The organism is Janthinobacterium sp. P210006 (genome assembly GCF_036231885.1).
In the GTDB taxonomy this organism is placed as follows: Bacteria; Pseudomonadota; Gammaproteobacteria; order Burkholderiales; family Burkholderiaceae_D; genus Janthinobacterium; species Janthinobacterium violaceinigrum.
Genome location: NZ_JAZARD010000001.1, coordinates 994,445 through 1,011,276, shown reverse-complemented (window position 1 = coordinate 1,011,276; position 16,832 = coordinate 994,445). Strand labels below are relative to the sequence as shown.

The following is a 16,832-nucleotide window of genomic DNA, read 5'->3' as shown; positions in this document are numbered from 1 at the left end:
CACGCTAAGGGGAAGCGGCTTACAGAATCTGTTTCACGTCGGCCATGGTGATGCTGCCCACGCCCGGCACATTCAATTTCACGCCATTGGCGCCCGTCGACACGCTGGCGACCGAACCGAACATCAGCGCCGTCGCATCCTTGAGCTTGGTACCGCCGCGCGTGGCTTCCACCGCGAAGGTGTAGGCGCCGTCGGCCAGCACGATGGGCTTGCCATCCTTGTCCAGGTCGGCGGTGGAACCGTTCCAGCCCAGCGGCAAGGTGCCCGCCGGCTGCGCGCCCAGGTCGATGGAATGGACTTCCTTGCCATCCTTGTAGATGGTGACCTTGACCTTGTCGGCAGCCGTGGCCAGGTCCACGCCCAGCAGCGCGGCACTCTTGCTCAGGTTGATGTCCTTACCTGCCGTCAACACGCCATGGCCGATGATGTTGGCCGCTTGCATGGATTCGGCTTGCTGGTAGCTGGCCTTCAGGGTTTCCAGTGTCGTGTTGAGCTTGTTGACGCCCGTCACCGTGGACAGCTGTGCCAGCTGGCTGGTCAGCTGCGCATTGTCCAGCGGATTCATCGGGTCCTGGTTTTTCAGCTGGGTGACCAGCAGGGTGAGGAATTTATTCGTTTCCGCTTCGACACTGCCTGCCTCGGCCGTCGTCTTCTTCGGATTCATCGTCGCCATCAGGTCGGTGGTGACGGTGTTGCTCGTATCGATGGTTGCCATAATGATCAATCAGCCTTATTGGCCGAGGGTGAGGGTTTTCAGGAGCAGCGACTTGGCCGCGTTCATGGTTTCCACGTTGGTCTGGTACGAGCGCGAGGCCGACAGCATGTTGACCATTTCGTCGACCGTATTCACGTTGGGCATGGTGACGTAGCCCTTCTCGTCGGCCAGCGGATTCTTCGGGTCGTAGACCAGCTTCATCGGCGACGGGTCTTCGATCACCTTCTGCACCTTGACGGCCGTGGCGCCATTGGCCATGGGCACGGCCTCGAACACCACCTGCTTGGCGCGATAGGCTTCGCCCGTGGCGCTGGTGGCGCTGTCGGCATTGGCCAGGTTGCTGGCCACTGTGTTCAGGCGCTGCGCCTGAGCGCTCATGGCCGAACCGGAAACATTGAAGATATTAAATAGCGACATGATTATTGTCCTCCCTGGATGGCCGTCAACATGCCCTTGATCTGCGAGTTGAGGAACGTCACGGCCGCCTCGTAGCGGATGGCGTTGTCGGCAAAGGCGTTGCGTTCGAGGTCCATGTCCACCGTATTGCCATCGACGGCGCCCTGGGCCGGCGCGCGGTACAGCAGCGGCGTGCCGTCGGCCAGGGTCTCGACCTTGCCGCCACCGGGTGCGCCCGCAGCTGCGGCCACGCCCTTGCCCGGCATATGCTGCGGCGCCGTGCCCTTCAGCGCGGGCGGCACGCCGTCCTTGCGCGCCATCGCGCCCTTCAGCGCGGCGGCGAAATCGACATCGCGCGCCTTGTAGTTGGGCGTGTCGGCATTGGCGATATTCGAGGCGAGCAATTCCTGGCGCGTCGAGCGCAGGCTCAGCGCCGTCTCGTTGAAGCGCATGTAATCGTCGAGTTTCCCTATCATGTCAGGCTCCGGAAAGATCTGCCACTGGCGCCCGAGATGGCGGAAGGATGGCGGTATAGTGATGACAGGAAACATAGTACGGCGCGCACCGGCACGGCCATCGCCGGATCAGACCGTACTTTTACCCCTTAATCGGCGCTTCGAACGGGGCGGCGCGCACTATCATGGCAGTATTCCAGAGGCCTATCACCATGAAAACACCGCTTGCTTTCCTTCTTGCCCTCGCCGCCCTGCCATTGCTGGCCCAGGCGCAAAACGCCGGCCGGCAAACGCCGGAAGCGCTGCGCAACAGCGTGGAACAGTTCCTGCAGGTGCAGAGCAACGGCTTGCCGGGCAAGGTGACGATCACCGTCGGTGCCGTCGATCCGCGCCTGAACCTGGCCGCCTGCCCCGCGCCGCAGGCGTTCATGGCGCCGGGCGCCCGCGCCTGGGGCAAGACCACCGTGGGCGTGCGCTGCACGGCACCAAGCAACTGGACGATCTACCTGCAAGCCAACGTGGCCGTCGTGGGCGACTACGTGGCCAGCGCCGTACCGTTGGCGCAAGGGCAAGCCATCGACGCCAGCCAGCTGGTGACGATGCAGGGCGACCTGGCCGCATTGCCGGCAGGCATCGCCACCGACATGGCCCAGGTGGTGGGCGCCAGCACGAATATTTCCCTGCCGCCAGGCACGCCGATGCGCCTCGATACCCTGCGCCGCAAGCCCGTGGTGATGCAGGGCCAGCTGGTACGCGTCGTTTCCAGTGGCAACGGTTTCCAAGTAGCATCAGAAGGACGCGCCATCGGCAGCGCCGGCGACGGTCAGACGGTGCAGGTACGCACGCAAAGCGGCCAGCAGATCAGCGGCGTGGCGCGGGCTGGAGGCATGGTGGAGGTCGCTTTTTAAACACGGATGGACAGCGATATTGTGGTCTGGCGCACTAAAGTTTCGGAAGAAGGTGCCGATAATGACACATATCCCGGAGTTTTTTGACTTCGACCAGACGAGGATCACGCTGTGAAAATTACCGACAACACCATTAAAAGCAATCCCGGCCTGCCGGTGGCGCCCGCGAGTACCTCCGGCGCCCGGAATGCCGAGAAAGCCCAAGCAACACCGACGACGTCGGACAATGTACGCCTGTCGCCGCAAGGACAGGCATTAGCGGCCAGTGCAACTGCCGGCAGCGGCGCCGTGTTCGACACGAAAAAAGTCGAGCGCATCAAGCTGGCGATCGCCGACGGCCAGTTCCAGGTCAACTCTGAAAAAGTGGCGGACGGTCTCCTCGACACAGTCAAGGACTTGCTGCACTCACGAAATAGATAGGTTCCCTCATGCAATCAGTGACTCCGTTTTCCAGCCTGCGCGACGAGCAACAGCTCATGACCACATTGCTGGCATTGATGAAAGAAGAACAGCGGCATCTGGTTGCCGCTGACATCGATGCAATCGCGGAGCTCACCGTACGCAAGACGGCACTGGTGGGACAATTGAGCCAGCTGGCGGCGCAACGCCACCAGACGCTGGCGGCAGCCGGCTTTACGGCCGCCGAAGCGGGCATGGAAGACTGGCTGGTCGGCGCCAGCGAGGCCGAGGCGGCATCGCTGTGGAAAGCCCTGCTCGAGACCACGCGCGAAGCGAAAGAGCAGAACCGCCTGAACAGCCTGCTCGTCAACAAGCACATGCTGCACACGCAAGGCGCGCTGAACGCCATGCGCCCCACGGCCCAGAGCGGCAATTTCTACGGCCCCAGCGGCCAACCGACAACGAACACGGCCAGCCGCCGCGTCGTCATCGGCTGATTCCCCCTAATTAACAGCCATCCCCTGGCAAGGCGCAGCCGCGCTGCCCTTCAGCCGTGCGCGGGACGCCCCGTATGCTGGCGGTATTTCGCCACGATGGCTTGCGCCTTCGCGGCGGCGGCCGCTTGCTGCTCCGGCGTCAGTTCCGCCTGCAGCCAGTGCCAGTACTCATCCTGGTAGGGATTCGTGACGCCGGGCGCGAGGATGTCGTCGTAGACCTGGCGCAGCGCCAGCAGGTAGCCATACGCTTGCGGCGCATCTTTCTGCACCACCTCGCCATCGCGCAGATACGCCATCATCAGGGTCGACACGCTGGTCAGCTCCGCCTCGTCCGCCTGCGCCTTCAGCTGGGCGATGGCTTGCCGCTTCCACGCCTGCACCAGCGGATCGTCGGGACGGTTGCGCAGCGCGCTGCGGTCGCCGAACGGCCCTTCCGACAGGAAGATGGTGGCCGCACCCGGCACGCCGCCTTGCGCGGCGGCGGCCAGGTAGCCGAGGCGGTCCTCGCGCTGGCGCTGCGTCAGGCCCGCGCACAGCTGCTGCTGGGCGGCTTTTTCTTCCACCGTCATCTCGCGTCCCAGCTCGAATTCCAGCCCCGGCAAGCGGCCTTCGCGCTGGAAGACGATGCAATCGTCGAGCAGGTTATACGCCGCATACGCGTCTTCCGGCTTGCCACTGGCCGCCAGGCGTGCCAGCTGCTGCGCCAGGGTGACGGGCACGGGCGCCGCGGCGGGCACGGGCGCGGCATCCAGATTGAAATACGAGGCCAGGCTGCGGCCCTGCGGTGCGGCTGGGCCACCGGCCGCCACCTGGGGCGCACCGCCGTCGGGCGCCGGCCAGTACACGAACGCCAGCGCTGCCGCGATGGCGGCGGCGATGGAGATGCCGGTCAGTTTGTTATTCATGTGAGGTGGCGCATAAAAGGAAACGCACGTTACCACAGGCGCGCGGCACCGTGCCGCACGCACGCGGCCCCGCTAGCCGCCCGCCTTTTTCGGCTGGTGGCCCAGCCTGGTCAGCGCAGCGACGATGGTGTCGACATGGTCGCCCTGCACTTCGATCACGCCATCCTTGACCGTGCCGCCCGAGCCGCACTGCGTGCGCAGCTGCTTGCCCAGCAGGGCCAGCGCGATGGCGTCCAGCGGCAAACCCTTGACCACGGTGACGCTCTTGCCGCCACGGCCCTTGGTCTGGCGCGACACGCGCACCACGCCGTCGCCCGCAGGCGCCGCCTTCGCTTGCGCCTTGCACGCGCATTGCGCCAGCGGCTGGCGGCACGCGGGGCACATGCGGCCCGTTTCGGTGGAATAGACGAGACCGCCCAGGGAGCTGCTTTTCATGAGGGGAAAGATAAAAAGGAAGAAAACGCGATTGTACCAAGCGGCAGTCCGCAGTTGACGAGCTCAGTTGGCCGGCGCCACGGGCGCCGTCGGCACTTCCGTCACCGTTTCGGGGATGCCCGACAGGATCGTCACGGCCACGCGGCGGTTGCGCGCGCGCCCTTCCGGCGTGGTGTTGGGCGCCACGGGGATGTTGTCGGCGTGGCCCACGGCCGTCAGGCGCGCAGCCTTGACGCCGCTGGCGATGAACAGGCGCACGACGGCGCTGGCGCGCGCGGCCGACAGTTCCCAGTTCGAGGCAAAATTCGAATTGCTGATCGGCTGCACGTCCGTATGCCCTTCCACCTGCACGTCGTGCGTGTCGTCCTTGAGCAGCACGGCCACGGCGCGCAGGGCCTGGTCCGATTCCGCCGTCAGGCGCGCCGCGCCCGGGTCGAACAGCACGCTGGCATTGATTTCCACGCTGACGCCACGACTCGTCTGCGTCACCCGCACCTTGCCTTCCTTGACCAGCGGCGCCAGGGTGGACGTCAGGTCCTGCGCCAGGCGCGTCATGTGTTCGCGCTCGCGGCGGATGGCTTCCGTGCGGCGTTTCAGGGCGGGATTGGGCAGCGGGATGGCTTGCGGCGCTTCCATGACGATGGGCGGCGCGCCCTTTTCCAGGCTGAAGGCCTGGCCGATGGCGTTCTGGAAGACGCGGTACTTGCCTTCGTTGACTTGCGAAATCGCATACATGACGACGAAGAAGGCGAACAGCAGGGTGATGAAGTCGGCGTACGAAATCAGCCAGCGGTCCTGATTGTCCGGTTCCTCGTCATACTTCCTGCGCGCGCGCCGCATCATGGTCAGTGCTCGTGCAGCAGGCTGGACACGCGCTCTTCGATGATGCGCGTATGGTCGCCCGTGGCGATGTCGTACAGCACGGCGGCCGTGATTTCATACTGCAGCACGCGGCGCGAAACGATGGCCTTGAGCTTGTTCGCCACCGGCAGGAACAGCAGATTGGCCAGGCCGACGCCGTAGATGGTCGACACGAACGCCACGGCGATGCCGCCGCCCAGCTTGCTGGGGTCGGTGAGGTTTTCCATCACGTGGATCAGGCCCAGCACGGCCCCCAGGATGCCGATGGTGGGCGAATAGCCGGCCGCCGATTCCCACACCTTGGCGGCCTGGCGCTCGGCCATTTCATAGGCGGAGATTTCCACGTCGAGCAGCTGGCGCAGCTTGTCGGGCGCGATGCCGTCGACGATCATGCGCAAGCCCTTGGCATTGAAGCGGTCGGCCGTGTTTTCCATCAGGCGCTCGAGGGCCAGCGGGCCGTCGCGGCGCGCCGTCAGGCTCCATTGCCCGATGTCGCGCGCCAGCGCGGCGCGCGTGTCGGCCGGCGGCAGGAAGACCCAGCGCAGCATTTCCAGGCCCCGCACGAAGGTGCGCAGCCGCGTTTGAAGCAGCACGGCGCCGAAGGTGCCGACGATGACGATGGCAAAGGCGGCCGGCTGCAGCAGGGAGGCCATCTTGCCGCCCTCCAGTGCCTGGCCGACCAGCAGGCCCGCCAGCGCCAGCGCCAGCCCGATTACGCTGGACCAGTCCACGCCTGCTCCCTCAAGGTTGCGCGCAGGCGCGCGACGGCCTGGGTATGCAGCTGCGAGACGCGCGATTCCGACACGCCCATCACCGCGCCGATCTCCTTCAGGTTCAGCTCTTCTTCGTAGTACAGGCCCATGAGTATTTTCTCGCGTGGCGGCAGCGCATCGATGGCATCGATCACGGATTGCCGGAAATCGGTATCGAGCAGGGAACGCAAGGGGTCACTGTCCTCGTCCACGCAGTGGCGGTCGAGGAAGCTGTCATTGCCGTCCGGGTCATGAAAATCTTCGTAGTACACGAGCTGGTGACCGCCGCCGTCGCCCAGCATTTCCTGGTAGTCGGCCAGCGACATCTTGAGCAGCTTGGCCACTTCCGATTCCGTCGGCGGATGGCCCAGGCGCTGCTGCAGGATGCTCATCGCCTCTTCGATCTTGCGCATGTTCTGGCGCATGCTGCGCGGCAGCCAGTCGCTGGTGCGCAATTCGTCGAGCATGGCGCCGCGGATGCGCAGCACGGCATATGTCTCGAACTGCGCGCCATGCGTCTCTTCATAGCGGGTAATGGCATCCAGCAAGCCGATCATGCCGGCCTGGATCAGGTCATCGACCTCGACCGAAGGCGGCAATTTCGCCTTCATATGGTGCGCCAGACGCTTCACCAGCGGAATGTGTTCCGTCAGCAAATGGTCCTTGTTCGATTTCCCTTTGACCGTGTACATAGGCTGCTTATTGTTTTCTCGTCTTATCTGGTGCTACGGTTGCATTCAGGCGCTGAAATGGTGTGCGCTCCCCGTCTGGCACAAGGTACCGCCCAGCACCGGCGCCGCCGAACGGGCCAGCCGCTCGGCCAGTCCGCGAAACGCCACCGAGGCTCCCGCCAGCGGAAACGCATCGACCACGCTGCGGCCCAGCCGCGCCGCGCGGTGCAGGTACTCATCGGCAGGCACCGACCCCATCGAAGTCAGTTTCACGGCCAGGTAGCGGCTCGCCGCCTGCGCCATATTATCGTATACCACTTTTGCCTCGGATTCGGAAGCGCCCGTGACAAGAATGCCAAACGGACGCCGTCCCAGTTCCTGGCTCAGGCGCTTGATCAGGCAGTACGCCGCCTTGATCGAGGTGGCGCTGGTCGATACCTGCACGACGATGTCGGACGAGGCCATCAGGGGCACGGGGAAGCAGTCGCCCTCGTCGGCCATGACGCCGTCGACCAGCACGATGCCGCTCTGGCGCGCCAGCACCTCGAAGGTCTTGCCCAGGCGGCGCAGTTCGTCCGCGCCCGCATAGTCCATGCTGTCCATCAGGTGGTTGCGCGCGCCCAGGCTGGCCACGCCGAAGCCTTGCGGCACCTGGTGGATTACCTGGTTCAGGCCGCACTGCTGGCGCGCCACGTCGCGCAGGCTGGCGCCATGCGCCAGTCCCAGGCGCGATGCCACGCCATCGCTGCCGCCGCTGGCGTCGAGCAGCAGCACGTCATTGCCGCCATAGGCCAGCGACGCGCCCAGGTTGACCAGCATGGCGCCCTTGTCGTCCTGCGGCGTGGCCGAGAGGAACGTCATGACGCGCGGCTGCGGGCCGGCCAGCATGCGGCGCAAGCCTTCGGCCTGGTCGAAATCGAAATTAGCCAAGGTGCACCCCGCGCGCTTCATTGTTGCGGGCAGCTGCCTGCGCCATCAGCAGCGGCAGTTCGGCATCGGAAAACTGCGTGGCCGCCGCATCGCGCTTGAGCTTGAAGGCACGGTCGATCAGGTAGCCGCGGTCGGCCAGGTACAGGTCTTCCGGCACGCGCTGGCCGTTCGACACATAGAACAGGTTCAGCTTCTGGCGGATCACCACGTCGAGCACGTTGCCGATCGACGCCGCTTCATCGAGCTTGGTCATGATGCAGCCGGCCAGGCCGCTGCCCTGGTAGGCGCGCACCACTTCATTGAGGGTTTCCTGGGTAGCCGTCGAGTTCAGGCACAGCAGGCGTTTCACATCGGCGCCGGCGCCCGACAGCATGGCCACCTGCTCCGTCACCATCTGGTCGCGCTGGCTCACGCCCACCGTATCGATCAGCACCGTGTGCTTGTTCTTCAATTCCTTCAGGGCGATGCGCAGATCCGCCTCGTCCTTCACGGAATGCACCATCACACCGAGGATCTTGCCGTAGATGCGCAGCTGTTCATGCGCGCCGATACGATAGGCATCGGTGGTGATCAGGGCCAGCTTTTCCGGGCCGTGGCGCATCACGCAGCGGGCGGCCAGCTTGGCCGTGCTGGTGGTCTTGCCCACGCCGGTCGGGCCGACCAGGGCGAACACGCCGCCCTGCTCCAGCATGGCGTCTTCATTGGCCACGGTATTCAGGTTACGGCTCAGGACCGTCTTGATCCAGCGCATGCTTTGCGCGCCATCGAGGCCGGCGGGCAGCTTGTCGATCAGGTAGCGCGCCAGGCTGGCCGAGAAGCCGGCTGCCAGCATTTCGCGCAGCACCACGGCCTTTTGCGGCTCGCGCTGCTGCGTCGAGCCCCACGAGATTTCCGCCAGCTGGGTTTCCATCATGCCGCGCATGGCGCGGATTTCATTCATCATGCCGCTCATTTCGGCAGCGGCGTTTTCCTTGACGTGCGCCAGCGCGCTGGCCATCATCTGCTGCATGCGGGCCATGTCCACTGGCTCGGAGGAAGCCTGGCGCGGCGCGGGCTGGCGCGGCGCGGCGGGGCGCTGGGCCGGAGCGGCCGCGCGCGGCGGCGTGGCAAACTGGGTCTGCAACTGGGGACGGGGCTGGGCCATTTCGGAGGCGGCCGGCGGCGAGGCCAGCGAAGCGGCATCGTCATTGGCCAGCGCGAGGATTTCCACCACGCCATCGGCCTGGCGGTTCGACAGGATCACGGCATCGGGGCCCAGCGCTTCGCGCACCTTGCGCAGCGCATCGCGCGACGAGGCGCCCGTAAATTTCTTCACATTCATGACCGGCCTCCCAAGGCGGGGGTGGCGCAATATTGGCTGAACTGTGTGACCATCATCGACTCCTGTTGCTTGAGTGCTGTCTTCCACATGGACACAGATCACCCGGACAGTTTCCATTATTAGCGATGCTTGGAGGAAATGATCGAAGGAACAGGACGGGAAAGTACCCGTTATTCAGTTTGCCGGCAGGAAATTGATGTTTATTTGACCAAAAGCAAGCGCCAAGCGAAGGCTGGGGTCAGACCCCCGTACACGTTGGCAATGACCTTGCTGTTGGCGGTGTTGAGGGTCTGACCCCGGCATTGACAAAGCCAACTATTGCGCCCCCACCAGGCTCGTCACCCGTATCGTCTTGGTTTCCGGCACTTCCGCATGCGACAGCACTTTCAGCTGCGGCAAGGCGCGGCGCAGGAAGCGCGACAGCAGGGCCCGCAGCGGCGCCGGCACCAGCAGCACGGGCGTCAGGCCCAGCGCTTCCTGCTGCTGGGCAGCCAGCCCCGCCTGGTGGGCGATAGTGTCGGCCAGGCCCGGCTCGATGCCGGCCCCATCGCCGCCATTGCCCATGGCCTGCATCAGCAGGCGTTCCAGGCGGCTGTCCAGGGTCATCACGGACAGTTCGGCCGCGCCGGGGAACAGTTGCTGCACGATGGCGCGGCCCAGGGCCACGCGCACCAGCGCCGTCAAGTCGTTCGGGTCTTGCGTCTGCACCGTATGCTCGGCCAGGGTTTCGATGATGGTGCGCATGTCGCGGATGTGCACGCCCTCGGCCAGCAGGTTCTGCAGCACTTTTTGCAGGGTCGACAGGGACAGCATCTTCGGCACCAGGTCTTCCACCAGGCGCGGCGACTCCTTGCCCAGGTGATCGAGCAGGGACTGCACTTCCGCGCGGCCCAGCAGTTCGGAAGCGTGCGAGGTGATCAGGTGGTTCAGGTGCGTGGCCACCACGGTGCCCGCATCGACCACCGTGTAGCCCATCGATTGCGCCTGGTCGCGCAAGCTGGCGTCGATCCAGGTGGCGGGCAAGCCGAACGCGGGGTCGCTCGTGGTCAGGCCCGGCAAGGTGCCGCTGGCCATGCCGGGATTAATGGCCAGGAACTGGCCGTTGAACGCTTCGCCCACGCCCACTTCCACGCCCTTGAGGGTGATGCGGTAGGCGGACGGTTTCAATTCCAGGTTGTCGCGGATATGCACGGGCGGCGCCAGGAAACCCACTTCCTGGGCGAATTTCTTGCGGATGCCCTTGATACGCTTGAGCAATTCGCCGCCCTGCGTCTTGTCGACGAGGGGAATCAGGCGGTAGCCCACTTCCAGGCCCAGGGTATCGACGGGCATGATATCTTGCCAGCTGGCTTCTTCCTGCTCGGGCGCCACCGTGGCTTGCGGCACTTCGGCCGGCTTTTCGGCCGCCGCTTTTTCCTGCGTGCGCTTCTTGCTGATCAGATAGGCGGAACCGGCCAGCAGCGAGGCCAGCAGGATGAAGACCATGTTCGGCATGCCGGGGATCAAGCCCATGCCGCCGATGATGCCGGCGGTAATGTACAGCACTTGCGGTTTCGCAAACAATTGCCCCACCAGCTGGGTGCCGATGTCCTGTTCGCTGGCCACGCGCGAGACGACGATACCGGCGGCCGTGGAAATGATCAGCGAAGGAATCTGCGCCACCAGGCCGTCACCGATGGCCAGCAAGGTGTAGTTCTTGAGCGCATCGGCAAAGCCCATGTCGTGCTGCAGCAGGCCCACCAGCAGGCCGCCGACGATATTGATGACGGTGACCATGATGCCGGCGATGGCGTCGCCGCGCACGTATTTGCTGGCGCCGTCCATGGCGCCATAGAATTCCGCTTCCTGCGCCACTTCCGTGCGGCGGCGGCGCGCTTCGTCTTCGCCGATCAGGCCCGCGTTCAGGTCGGCATCGATGGCCATCTGCTTACCGGGCATGGCGTCCAGCGCGAAGCGGGCGCCCACCTCGGCGATACGGCCCGCACCCTTGGTCACGACGGTAAAGTTGATGATCGTCAAAATGATAAACACCACGATACCGACCGTGTAGTTGCCGCCGATCAGGAAGTGACCAAACGCTTCAATCACTTTACCGGCCGCGTCGGCGCCCGTATGGCCTTCCGTCAGCACCACGCGCGTGGACGCCACGTTCAGCGACAGGCGCAGCATGGTCGACACGAGCAGGATGGTGGGGAAAGCCATGAAATCGAGCGGCTTGACCGTGTACAGCGCCGTCAGCAGCACGATGATGGACAGCGCGATATTGAAACTGAAGAAGATGTCGAGGATGAAGGCGGGCAGCGGCAGTACCATCATTGCCAGCAGCATGATGATGATGACCGGCGCGGCGATGCCCTTGCTGGCGTTGTTGCCCATTCCACTGAGCCAGGCTGGCATTCTCAGGCCGTTCATGGTGTACTTCCTTTATTCTTGTCTGCTGCGCCGGCTGCCGGCGGTGTCTGCGATGCGGGGTTTTGCGGGTCGAGCTCGGGCGGCACGTCCAGTTTCTTCGGCTTGTCCGGACGCTCGCCCTGGCCCTTGCCATAGCTGCGCAGCTGGAACACATACGCGAGCACCTCGGCCACGGCGCCGTACAGGGCCTCGGGAATTTCGTCGCCGATATCCGTGTGCTTGTACAGCGCGCGCGCCAGGGCCGGCGCTTCCAGGATGGCGACCTTGTGCTCGCCCGCCAGTTCGCGGATCTTTGCCGCCACCTCGTCGACGCCCTTGGCCACCACCTGCGGCGCGCCGCGCGAATTCTCGCCATACTTCAAGGCCACCGCGTAGTGGGTAGGATTGGTCACCACCACGTCGGCCGTCGGCACGTCGGCCATCATGCGGCGGCGCGACATTTCATGCTGCATCTGGCGTATCTTCGCCTTGATCTGCGGATTGCCGTCCGACTCCTTCGACTCTTGCTTGACTTCCTGCAAGGACATTTTCATCTTGTTGGCGTAGTGCCACATCTGGTACGGCCCGTCGATGGCGGCGATCAGGCCCAGCGCGCCCACGATCAGCAGGAACGCCGTGATCAAGAGGCTGATCAGATGGGCCGAACCGGCACGCAGGGATTCGACCGACAGGCCCAGCACGGCGTCTTTCTGGTGCTGCATCACCATCCAGGCGACGACGCCCACGACGAGGGTCTTGGCTATGGCCTTGAGCAACTCCACCAGCGCATTCTTCGAAAACATATTGCCCAGGCCGCGAATCGGGTTGAGCTTGCCAAAATTGGGGGTGAACGCCTTGGAACTGAACAGCCAGCCGCCCACCAGCACGGGCGAGGCCAGGGCGACGAGCATGATGGCCAGCGCATACGGCAGGCACGTCAGCAGGACGGAGCCCACGTCGTAGCCGATGCGCAACATCATCGCGTCGGGATTGAGTATCTGCTCCCGGTCCAGGCTCAGGCCGGACACCATGACGGCCGTCAGCCGCCGCACGATGGCGTCGCCGGCAAACCACAGGCAGCAGCCGGACGCCATCAGCACCGTAAACGTTGCCACTTCACGCGATCGCGGAACGTCGCCTTCCTCACGCGCCTGCTCGAGGCGCTTCGGTGACGCGGCTTCGGTCTTTTCTGCGTCGCTGTCTTCCGACATCAATCAACTCCGGTGAAGTCCTGCAGCCTGGCTAGGCGCAATACGGACTGGGCATGGAGCATTATCGGTTCAATGGCGGCAACGCCATCAAGGGAAAAGGAGGGCGAATCCCCTGCTTTTCCTTTGCTCCCCAGAAACCTTAGCGGGTCTTGCGAGCTTCCGCCTGCTTCACCGTCTGCTCGATGGCGCCAAACAAGGACTTGCCGTCATCACCCAGCATTTCCAGACGAACAACGTCGCCAAACAGCAGATAAGGCGTACTGGCCACGCCATCGGCGATCATCTCCTGGTTACGTCGCTCAAAAATACTGGAAAACCCCTTCTTGGCTTCCTTGTTGGCGACACCACCCGCGCTGACCACGCTGCCGGCGCGCGCGTTGCGCGTCTGGCACAGATGGGCGAGCAGCTGCGGGTAATTGAAGGCCATGTCGGCGCCCGCGTGGGGCTGGCCCGTCAATTTGCCGTTCAGGCTGCAGCGCAGCGCGTAATGCACCTTGCCGCCGCGCCAGGCATCGCCCAGCTCGTCGGGCGTGATGGCGACAGGCGAGCACGCCATGGCCGGTTTCGCCTGCAAAAAGCCGTAGCCGCCGGCCTGCTCGTCCGGCGCCAGGTTGCGCAAGGTGATGTCGTTGACCAGCATCAGGAGCTTGATGTTCAGGTGCGCCTGGTCCGGCGTCGAGCCCATGGCCACGTCGTCCGTGATGGCGGCGATGCCGGCCTCGTAGTCGATGCCCCACTGTTCGTGCGCCAGCGCGATCGCATCGTGAGCCCCCATAAAATCGTCGCTGGCGCCCTGGTACAGGCGCGGCGCCTCGCGCAGATTGGCGGGCGCCTCGCTGCCCGCCGCCTTGCAGGCCCGCTCGATCTGCTGCAGATACGAGGCGCCGGCCACGCGCAGGCTGCTGCGCGGCAAGGGCGCCATGCAGTTGGCGGGGTCGAATTCGAAGGCGCGATGGCCGCGGCCGCTATTGATGGTCTGGTACAGCAAATCGAGCTGGGGCGCGATGAAACTCCAGTCGTCGAGCGCCTTTTGCAGGGTCGAGGCAATGCCATCGGCCAGGTGGGCCGTTTTCAGGTCGCGCGAGACGACAGCCAGCTGGCCGTCGCGCGTGCCATCGTTCAGGGTAGCTAATTTCATGTCGAGGGAAACTTCGTCAAATGCAGGCAATAGGAAGCCAAAGACGCCAAAAAGCCGGGAAATCCCCGGCTTTGGCGGTCAGCGAGAGGTTCAGGCCAGCAGCGCGATCTGCTCCGGCGTGAGGTAGCACCACTCGCCTTCGGCGATGCCCAGCGACTCCAGGGTCAGGCTGCCGATGGCGGAACGGTGCAGTGCGCTGCAATGGTTGCCGGCGGCGGCCAGCATGCGCTTGACCTGGTGGTATTTGCCTTGCTCGAGCACGATTTCCAGCTGGTGCTCGCCGCGCTTGACGCAGACGAGGGCCGCCAGCGGGGCCGGCTCATCGTGCAATTGCACGCCGGCCAGCAGCAGGGCCACCAGTTCATCGGTCACCGGCTCTTGCGTGGTGGCCTGGTAAATCTTGGGAACGTGACGCTTCGGCGACGATTGTGCATGGATAAACGGGCCATCGTCCGACATCAGCAGCATGCCGGTCGTGTCGTGGTCGAGCCGGCCGACGGGCTGGACTTCGCGCCAGGTGAACTGTTCCGGCAGCAGGGTCAGCACGCCAGGATGATGGCTGGGCTTGCGCGAGCATTCGAAGTTGGCGGGCTTGTGCAGCGCCAGGTACAGGTGTGCGCGGTACACCCACTCTTCTTCGAACACGTGCAGCACCAGGCCGTCGGTCTCGACGGTGGTGCGGTAATTGGTCTGGGTGACGCCATCGATGACGACATCGCCATCCTCGATCAGGGAACGACAGTATTTACGGGTGCCAAAACCCTGCGATTGCAGGATGCGGTCTAGGGATAATTTACTCATGGGCGTGACTTTACCAGAAGCGGCTGGCAGCGTGAAGCGGCGGCGCGCGCCGCCTGCGCCGGCCGCGGAGCGCGCACTTACCTTGCGCACGCACAGATACGCGGAAGTACAAGGTGAGATTTCGATATAAATGGCCAATTCCTTTGAGATATATCAAGCGCTCGGAATATCGCGTTGATAGACTGAAACTTCGTTAGGAATCCGCCTAATGTACTTTAGGAATTGTGGCAGTCGCCACCTCTCACAAGGACATCGTATGAAGCATACCGACACCATCGCCTTACAAGGCAGCATCGCCGACATGCGCAAACGCATCGCTGCAGAACAGGCGGCCATGCACAAGGTCAAGCTTGGCGTGGCGCGCTGGAGAAACGCCCCCGGAGCGCAGGAGGCGGACGTGCCGCCATCGCCAGCCCGTCAAGCGCAGTGGCATGCCGAGGCGCAATGCCATTTCATGTGCTGGCTGGAACTGGGCGGTTTTGCGCATGCGGATGCGACAAGCGAAAACGCGGCCGCGCCCGCCATGGCCGATGCACTGCCCGACACCGCCACAGCAACGGCGCCGGCCCGGCAAGCGGCCCCCTTGTCCCTGCCCGCGCACTGCAACGGCTGCGTCGTCTGAGCGGCGCCAGCGGACCAGCCATGCCCTGCCCTTGCATGCTTCTCTTGCCAGCCTGCCCAGACCGTGCAGCACCAGCCTGTCACGGCTACAGCCCCATCGAAAACGACGCACAAAAGGAAACGGCGGCATTGCGCCGCCGTTCCCAAGCCCCAACGGGACTTTAGTGAGGAATGTAAATTCACTCAAAACCACATCTGCGATGCGGCGAGTAGTTCCAAGACCTGCCAATCAAGTTAGTACTGACAACATAGTTGATATATCGCCCCTCCTTGAAAAGAACTACGGTTTCACTATAGCCCAAGCAGCCCCTTTTTCAAGCCAATTTACCACCTTATTGAAAATCATTCTCGACTGGCTTGCCTGCCAGCCAAGAGTGATGTCCTCAGCGCAACGCCGGTTGTGACTGCTGCACGGCCGCCTTCATGGCGCCGGCGCCCATGGCCGCGCCAAATTTCTTCAGCACCCGTTCCGGCAAGCCTTCATGCTGCGTGTAGTCGACGATGTCTTCCGCCTTGACGACGTCGCGCGCCACGCTGTCGACCGTGCCGAAATCGTCGGCCAGGCCCATTTCCACGGCTTTCGCGCCCGTCCAGTACAGGCCGGAGAAGGTATCGGGCGTTTCCTTCAGGCGCTTGCCCCGTCCCGCGCGCACCACCTCGATGAATTGCTGGTGGATTTCATTGAGCATGCCTTGCGCATACGCCTTGTGTTTTTCCGTCAGGGGGCTGAACGGGTCCATGAAACCCTTGTTCTCGCCCGCCGTCAGCAGGCGGCGCTCGACGCCCACCTTTTCCATCACGCCCGTAAAGCCGAAGCCATCCATCAGCACGCCGATGGAACCGACCACGCTGGCCTTATTGACGTAGATGCGGTCGGCGGCGGCGGCGATGTAATAGCCGCCCGAGGCGCACATTTCATCGACCACCACGTACAGGGGCTTGTCCGGATAGCCCTTGCGCAGGCGCTGCATCTCGTCGACGATCATGCCGGCCTGCACGGGACTGCCGCCCGGACTATTAATATGCAGCACCACGGCCACGGAACCGGCATCGGAAAAGGCCTTGTCCAGCGCAGGGATGACGACGGCGGCCGAGCCGCTGCCTTCGGACTCGATGGCGCCGCTGATGTCGATCAGGGCCGTGTGGCGACCCAGGGTTTCGCTGTCGTCGGCCGTGTTGTAGTCATAAAACACCCACAGGGCGAACATCACGATCAGCAGGCTGAAGACCTTGAAGAAGATGCTCCAGCGGCGGTGCGCGCGTTGCTCTTGCAAAGTGGCAAATACCAGCTTTTCCAGCACGTCGCGCTCCCAGTTCCCCGCAGGGGCGCCGCTGCCGGCGGCTGGCGCGCTGCTGTCCAGCTTGTCATTCGTGTTATCGCTCATGGTTCACTTTGTTTAAATTGCAATAAGGCCGATATCCGGC

General features: G+C 64.0%; 19 protein-coding genes. 4 read left to right on the top strand and 15 right to left on the bottom strand.

What is annotated here, in order from left to right; all coding sequences use genetic code 11:
• Positions 1–19: 19 nt before the first annotated feature.
• The 3 genes from VPH41_RS04465 to flgB are packed head-to-tail and all read right to left on the bottom strand — an operon-like array spanning position 20 to position 1,587.
• On the bottom strand, positions 20–715 hold the full coding sequence (locus VPH41_RS04465) for a flagellar hook assembly protein FlgD (protein WP_152284902.1): 696 nt from the start codon (positions 713–715) through the stop codon (positions 20–22).
• Positions 716–730: 15 nt separating this feature from the next.
• Positions 731–1,132, bottom strand: coding sequence for a flagellar basal body rod protein FlgC (flgC, locus tag VPH41_RS04460; protein ID WP_071075845.1), 402 nt, complete (start codon positions 1,130–1,132; stop codon positions 731–733).
• Between the two features lie 2 nt (positions 1,133–1,134).
• On the bottom strand, positions 1,135–1,587 hold the full coding sequence (gene flgB, locus VPH41_RS04455) for a flagellar basal body rod protein FlgB (RefSeq protein WP_099666855.1): 453 nt from the start codon (positions 1,585–1,587) through the stop codon (positions 1,135–1,137).
• Between the two features lie 191 nt (positions 1,588–1,778).
• Here flgB and flgA point away from each other — a divergent pair, with 191 nt between their 5' ends.
• The 3 genes from flgA to VPH41_RS04440 all read left to right on the top strand — a co-directional run bounded on the left by flgA (position 1,779) and on the right by VPH41_RS04440 (position 3,370).
• Positions 1,779–2,474: a flagellar basal body P-ring formation chaperone FlgA gene (gene flgA / locus VPH41_RS04450; RefSeq protein ID WP_287779249.1), complete on the top strand. Its 696-nt coding sequence runs from the start codon at positions 1,779–1,781 to the stop codon at positions 2,472–2,474.
• Between the two features lie 111 nt (positions 2,475–2,585).
• A complete protein-coding gene (flgM, locus tag VPH41_RS04445; RefSeq protein WP_034787161.1) occupies positions 2,586–2,894 on the top strand; it encodes a flagellar biosynthesis anti-sigma factor FlgM in 309 nt (102 codons plus the stop codon).
• 8 nt (positions 2,895–2,902) lie between these two features.
• Positions 2,903–3,370, top strand: coding sequence for a flagella synthesis protein FlgN (locus tag VPH41_RS04440; RefSeq protein WP_328569093.1), 468 nt, complete (start codon positions 2,903–2,905; stop codon positions 3,368–3,370).
• Positions 3,371–3,420: 50 nt separating this feature from the next.
• On the opposite strand, the gene VPH41_RS04435 is transcribed toward VPH41_RS04440, so the two are convergent.
• From VPH41_RS04435 to VPH41_RS04385, 11 genes are all read right to left on the bottom strand, one after another.
• The gene (locus VPH41_RS04435; RefSeq protein WP_328569092.1) at positions 3,421–4,275 is read right to left on the bottom strand and encodes a hypothetical protein; all 855 of its coding nucleotides are present in this window, start codon (positions 4,273–4,275) and stop codon (positions 3,421–3,423) included.
• Between the two features lie 72 nt (positions 4,276–4,347).
• Positions 4,348–4,710: a translation initiation factor Sui1 gene (locus tag VPH41_RS04430; protein WP_152259070.1), complete on the bottom strand. Its 363-nt coding sequence runs from the start codon at positions 4,708–4,710 to the stop codon at positions 4,348–4,350.
• A gap of 63 nt (positions 4,711–4,773) precedes the next feature.
• Positions 4,774–5,550 (bottom strand): flagellar motor protein MotD, encoded by a 777-nt coding sequence (gene motD / locus VPH41_RS04425; RefSeq protein ID WP_328569615.1) that lies wholly within the window; start codon positions 5,548–5,550, stop codon positions 4,774–4,776.
• Between the two features lie 5 nt (positions 5,551–5,555).
• A complete protein-coding gene (locus tag VPH41_RS04420; protein WP_328569091.1) occupies positions 5,556–6,302 on the bottom strand; it encodes a flagellar motor protein in 747 nt (248 codons plus the stop codon).
• Positions 6,284–7,015 carry an RNA polymerase sigma factor FliA gene (locus VPH41_RS04415; protein ID WP_152259072.1) on the bottom strand — a complete coding sequence of 244 codons (732 nt, stop codon included), beginning with the start codon at positions 7,013–7,015 and terminating at the stop codon, positions 6,284–6,286. The genes VPH41_RS04420 and VPH41_RS04415 overlap by 19 nt, the downstream gene beginning before the upstream one ends.
• A 45-nt stretch (positions 7,016–7,060) precedes the next feature.
• Positions 7,061–7,924 carry a MinD/ParA family ATP-binding protein gene (locus VPH41_RS04410; protein ID WP_328569090.1) on the bottom strand — a complete coding sequence of 288 codons (864 nt, stop codon included), beginning with the start codon at positions 7,922–7,924 and terminating at the stop codon, positions 7,061–7,063.
• Entirely contained in the window at positions 7,917–9,245 is a 1,329-nt protein-coding gene (gene flhF / locus VPH41_RS04405) for a flagellar biosynthesis protein FlhF (protein ID WP_328569089.1), read from the bottom strand. Before flhF ends, VPH41_RS04410 begins: the two co-directional genes overlap by 8 nt.
• A gap of 315 nt (positions 9,246–9,560) precedes the next feature.
• On the bottom strand, positions 9,561–11,657 hold the full coding sequence (gene flhA, locus VPH41_RS04400) for a flagellar biosynthesis protein FlhA (protein WP_152284896.1): 2,097 nt from the start codon (positions 11,655–11,657) through the stop codon (positions 9,561–9,563).
• On the bottom strand, positions 11,654–12,847 hold the full coding sequence (gene flhB / locus VPH41_RS04395) for a flagellar biosynthesis protein FlhB (protein WP_152284895.1): 1,194 nt from the start codon (positions 12,845–12,847) through the stop codon (positions 11,654–11,656). Before flhB ends, flhA begins: the two co-directional genes overlap by 4 nt.
• A 139-nt stretch (positions 12,848–12,986) precedes the next feature.
• Positions 12,987–13,985, bottom strand: coding sequence for a fumarylacetoacetate hydrolase family protein (locus VPH41_RS04390; RefSeq protein WP_328569088.1), 999 nt, complete (start codon positions 13,983–13,985; stop codon positions 12,987–12,989).
• A 90-nt stretch (positions 13,986–14,075) separates the two neighbouring features.
• Positions 14,076–14,786, bottom strand: a complete 711-nt coding sequence (locus VPH41_RS04385) for a pseudouridine synthase (protein WP_230539695.1) — start codon at positions 14,784–14,786, stop codon at positions 14,076–14,078.
• A 256-nt stretch (positions 14,787–15,042) separates the two neighbouring features.
• On the opposite strand from VPH41_RS04385, the gene VPH41_RS04380 reads away from it, so the two are divergent.
• A complete protein-coding gene (locus VPH41_RS04380; RefSeq protein ID WP_328569087.1) occupies positions 15,043–15,408 on the top strand; it encodes a hypothetical protein in 366 nt (121 codons plus the stop codon).
• Positions 15,409–15,790: 382 nt separating this feature from the next.
• Here the strand turns inward: VPH41_RS04380 and VPH41_RS04375 are convergent, their stop codons facing one another.
• Entirely contained in the window at positions 15,791–16,792 is a 1,002-nt protein-coding gene (locus tag VPH41_RS04375) for a S49 family peptidase (protein ID WP_328569086.1), read from the bottom strand.
• Between the last annotated feature and the right edge of the window lie 40 nt (positions 16,793–16,832).

What these genes read in the sequence shown, in the direction of transcription:
- VPH41_RS04465 (WP_152284902.1), bottom strand. Translation starts at nt 715, where the DNA reads ATGGCAACCATCGATACGAGCAACACCGTCACCACCGACCTGATGGCG.
- flgC (WP_071075845.1), bottom strand. Translation starts at nt 1,132, where the DNA reads ATGTCGCTATTTAATATCTTCAATGTTTCCGGTTCGGCCATGAGCGCT.
- flgB (WP_099666855.1), bottom strand. Translation starts at nt 1,587, where the DNA reads ATGATAGGGAAACTCGACGATTACATGCGCTTCAACGAGACGGCGCTG.
- flgA (WP_287779249.1), top strand. Translation starts at nt 1,779, where the DNA reads ATGAAAACACCGCTTGCTTTCCTTCTTGCCCTCGCCGCCCTGCCATTG.
- VPH41_RS04440 (WP_328569093.1), top strand. Translation starts at nt 2,903, where the DNA reads ATGCAATCAGTGACTCCGTTTTCCAGCCTGCGCGACGAGCAACAGCTC.
- VPH41_RS04435 (WP_328569092.1), bottom strand. Translation starts at nt 4,275, where the DNA reads ATGAATAACAAACTGACCGGCATCTCCATCGCCGCCGCCATCGCGGCA.
- VPH41_RS04430 (WP_152259070.1), bottom strand. Translation starts at nt 4,710, where the DNA reads ATGAAAAGCAGCTCCCTGGGCGGTCTCGTCTATTCCACCGAAACGGGC.
- motD (WP_328569615.1), bottom strand. Translation starts at nt 5,550, where the DNA reads ATGCGGCGCGCGCGCAGGAAGTATGACGAGGAACCGGACAATCAGGAC.
- VPH41_RS04415 (WP_152259072.1), bottom strand. Translation starts at nt 7,015, where the DNA reads ATGTACACGGTCAAAGGGAAATCGAACAAGGACCATTTGCTGACGGAA.
- flhF (WP_328569089.1), bottom strand. Translation starts at nt 9,245, where the DNA reads ATGAATGTGAAGAAATTTACGGGCGCCTCGTCGCGCGATGCGCTGCGC.
- flhA (WP_152284896.1), bottom strand. Translation starts at nt 11,657, where the DNA reads ATGAACGGCCTGAGAATGCCAGCCTGGCTCAGTGGAATGGGCAACAAC.
- flhB (WP_152284895.1), bottom strand. Translation starts at nt 12,847, where the DNA reads ATGTCGGAAGACAGCGACGCAGAAAAGACCGAAGCCGCGTCACCGAAG.
- VPH41_RS04390 (WP_328569088.1), bottom strand. Translation starts at nt 13,985, where the DNA reads ATGAAATTAGCTACCCTGAACGATGGCACGCGCGACGGCCAGCTGGCT.
- VPH41_RS04385 (WP_230539695.1), bottom strand. Translation starts at nt 14,786, where the DNA reads ATGAGTAAATTATCCCTAGACCGCATCCTGCAATCGCAGGGTTTTGGC.
- VPH41_RS04380 (WP_328569087.1), top strand. Translation starts at nt 15,043, where the DNA reads ATGAAGCATACCGACACCATCGCCTTACAAGGCAGCATCGCCGACATG.
- VPH41_RS04375 (WP_328569086.1), bottom strand. Translation starts at nt 16,792, where the DNA reads ATGAGCGATAACACGAATGACAAGCTGGACAGCAGCGCGCCAGCCGCC.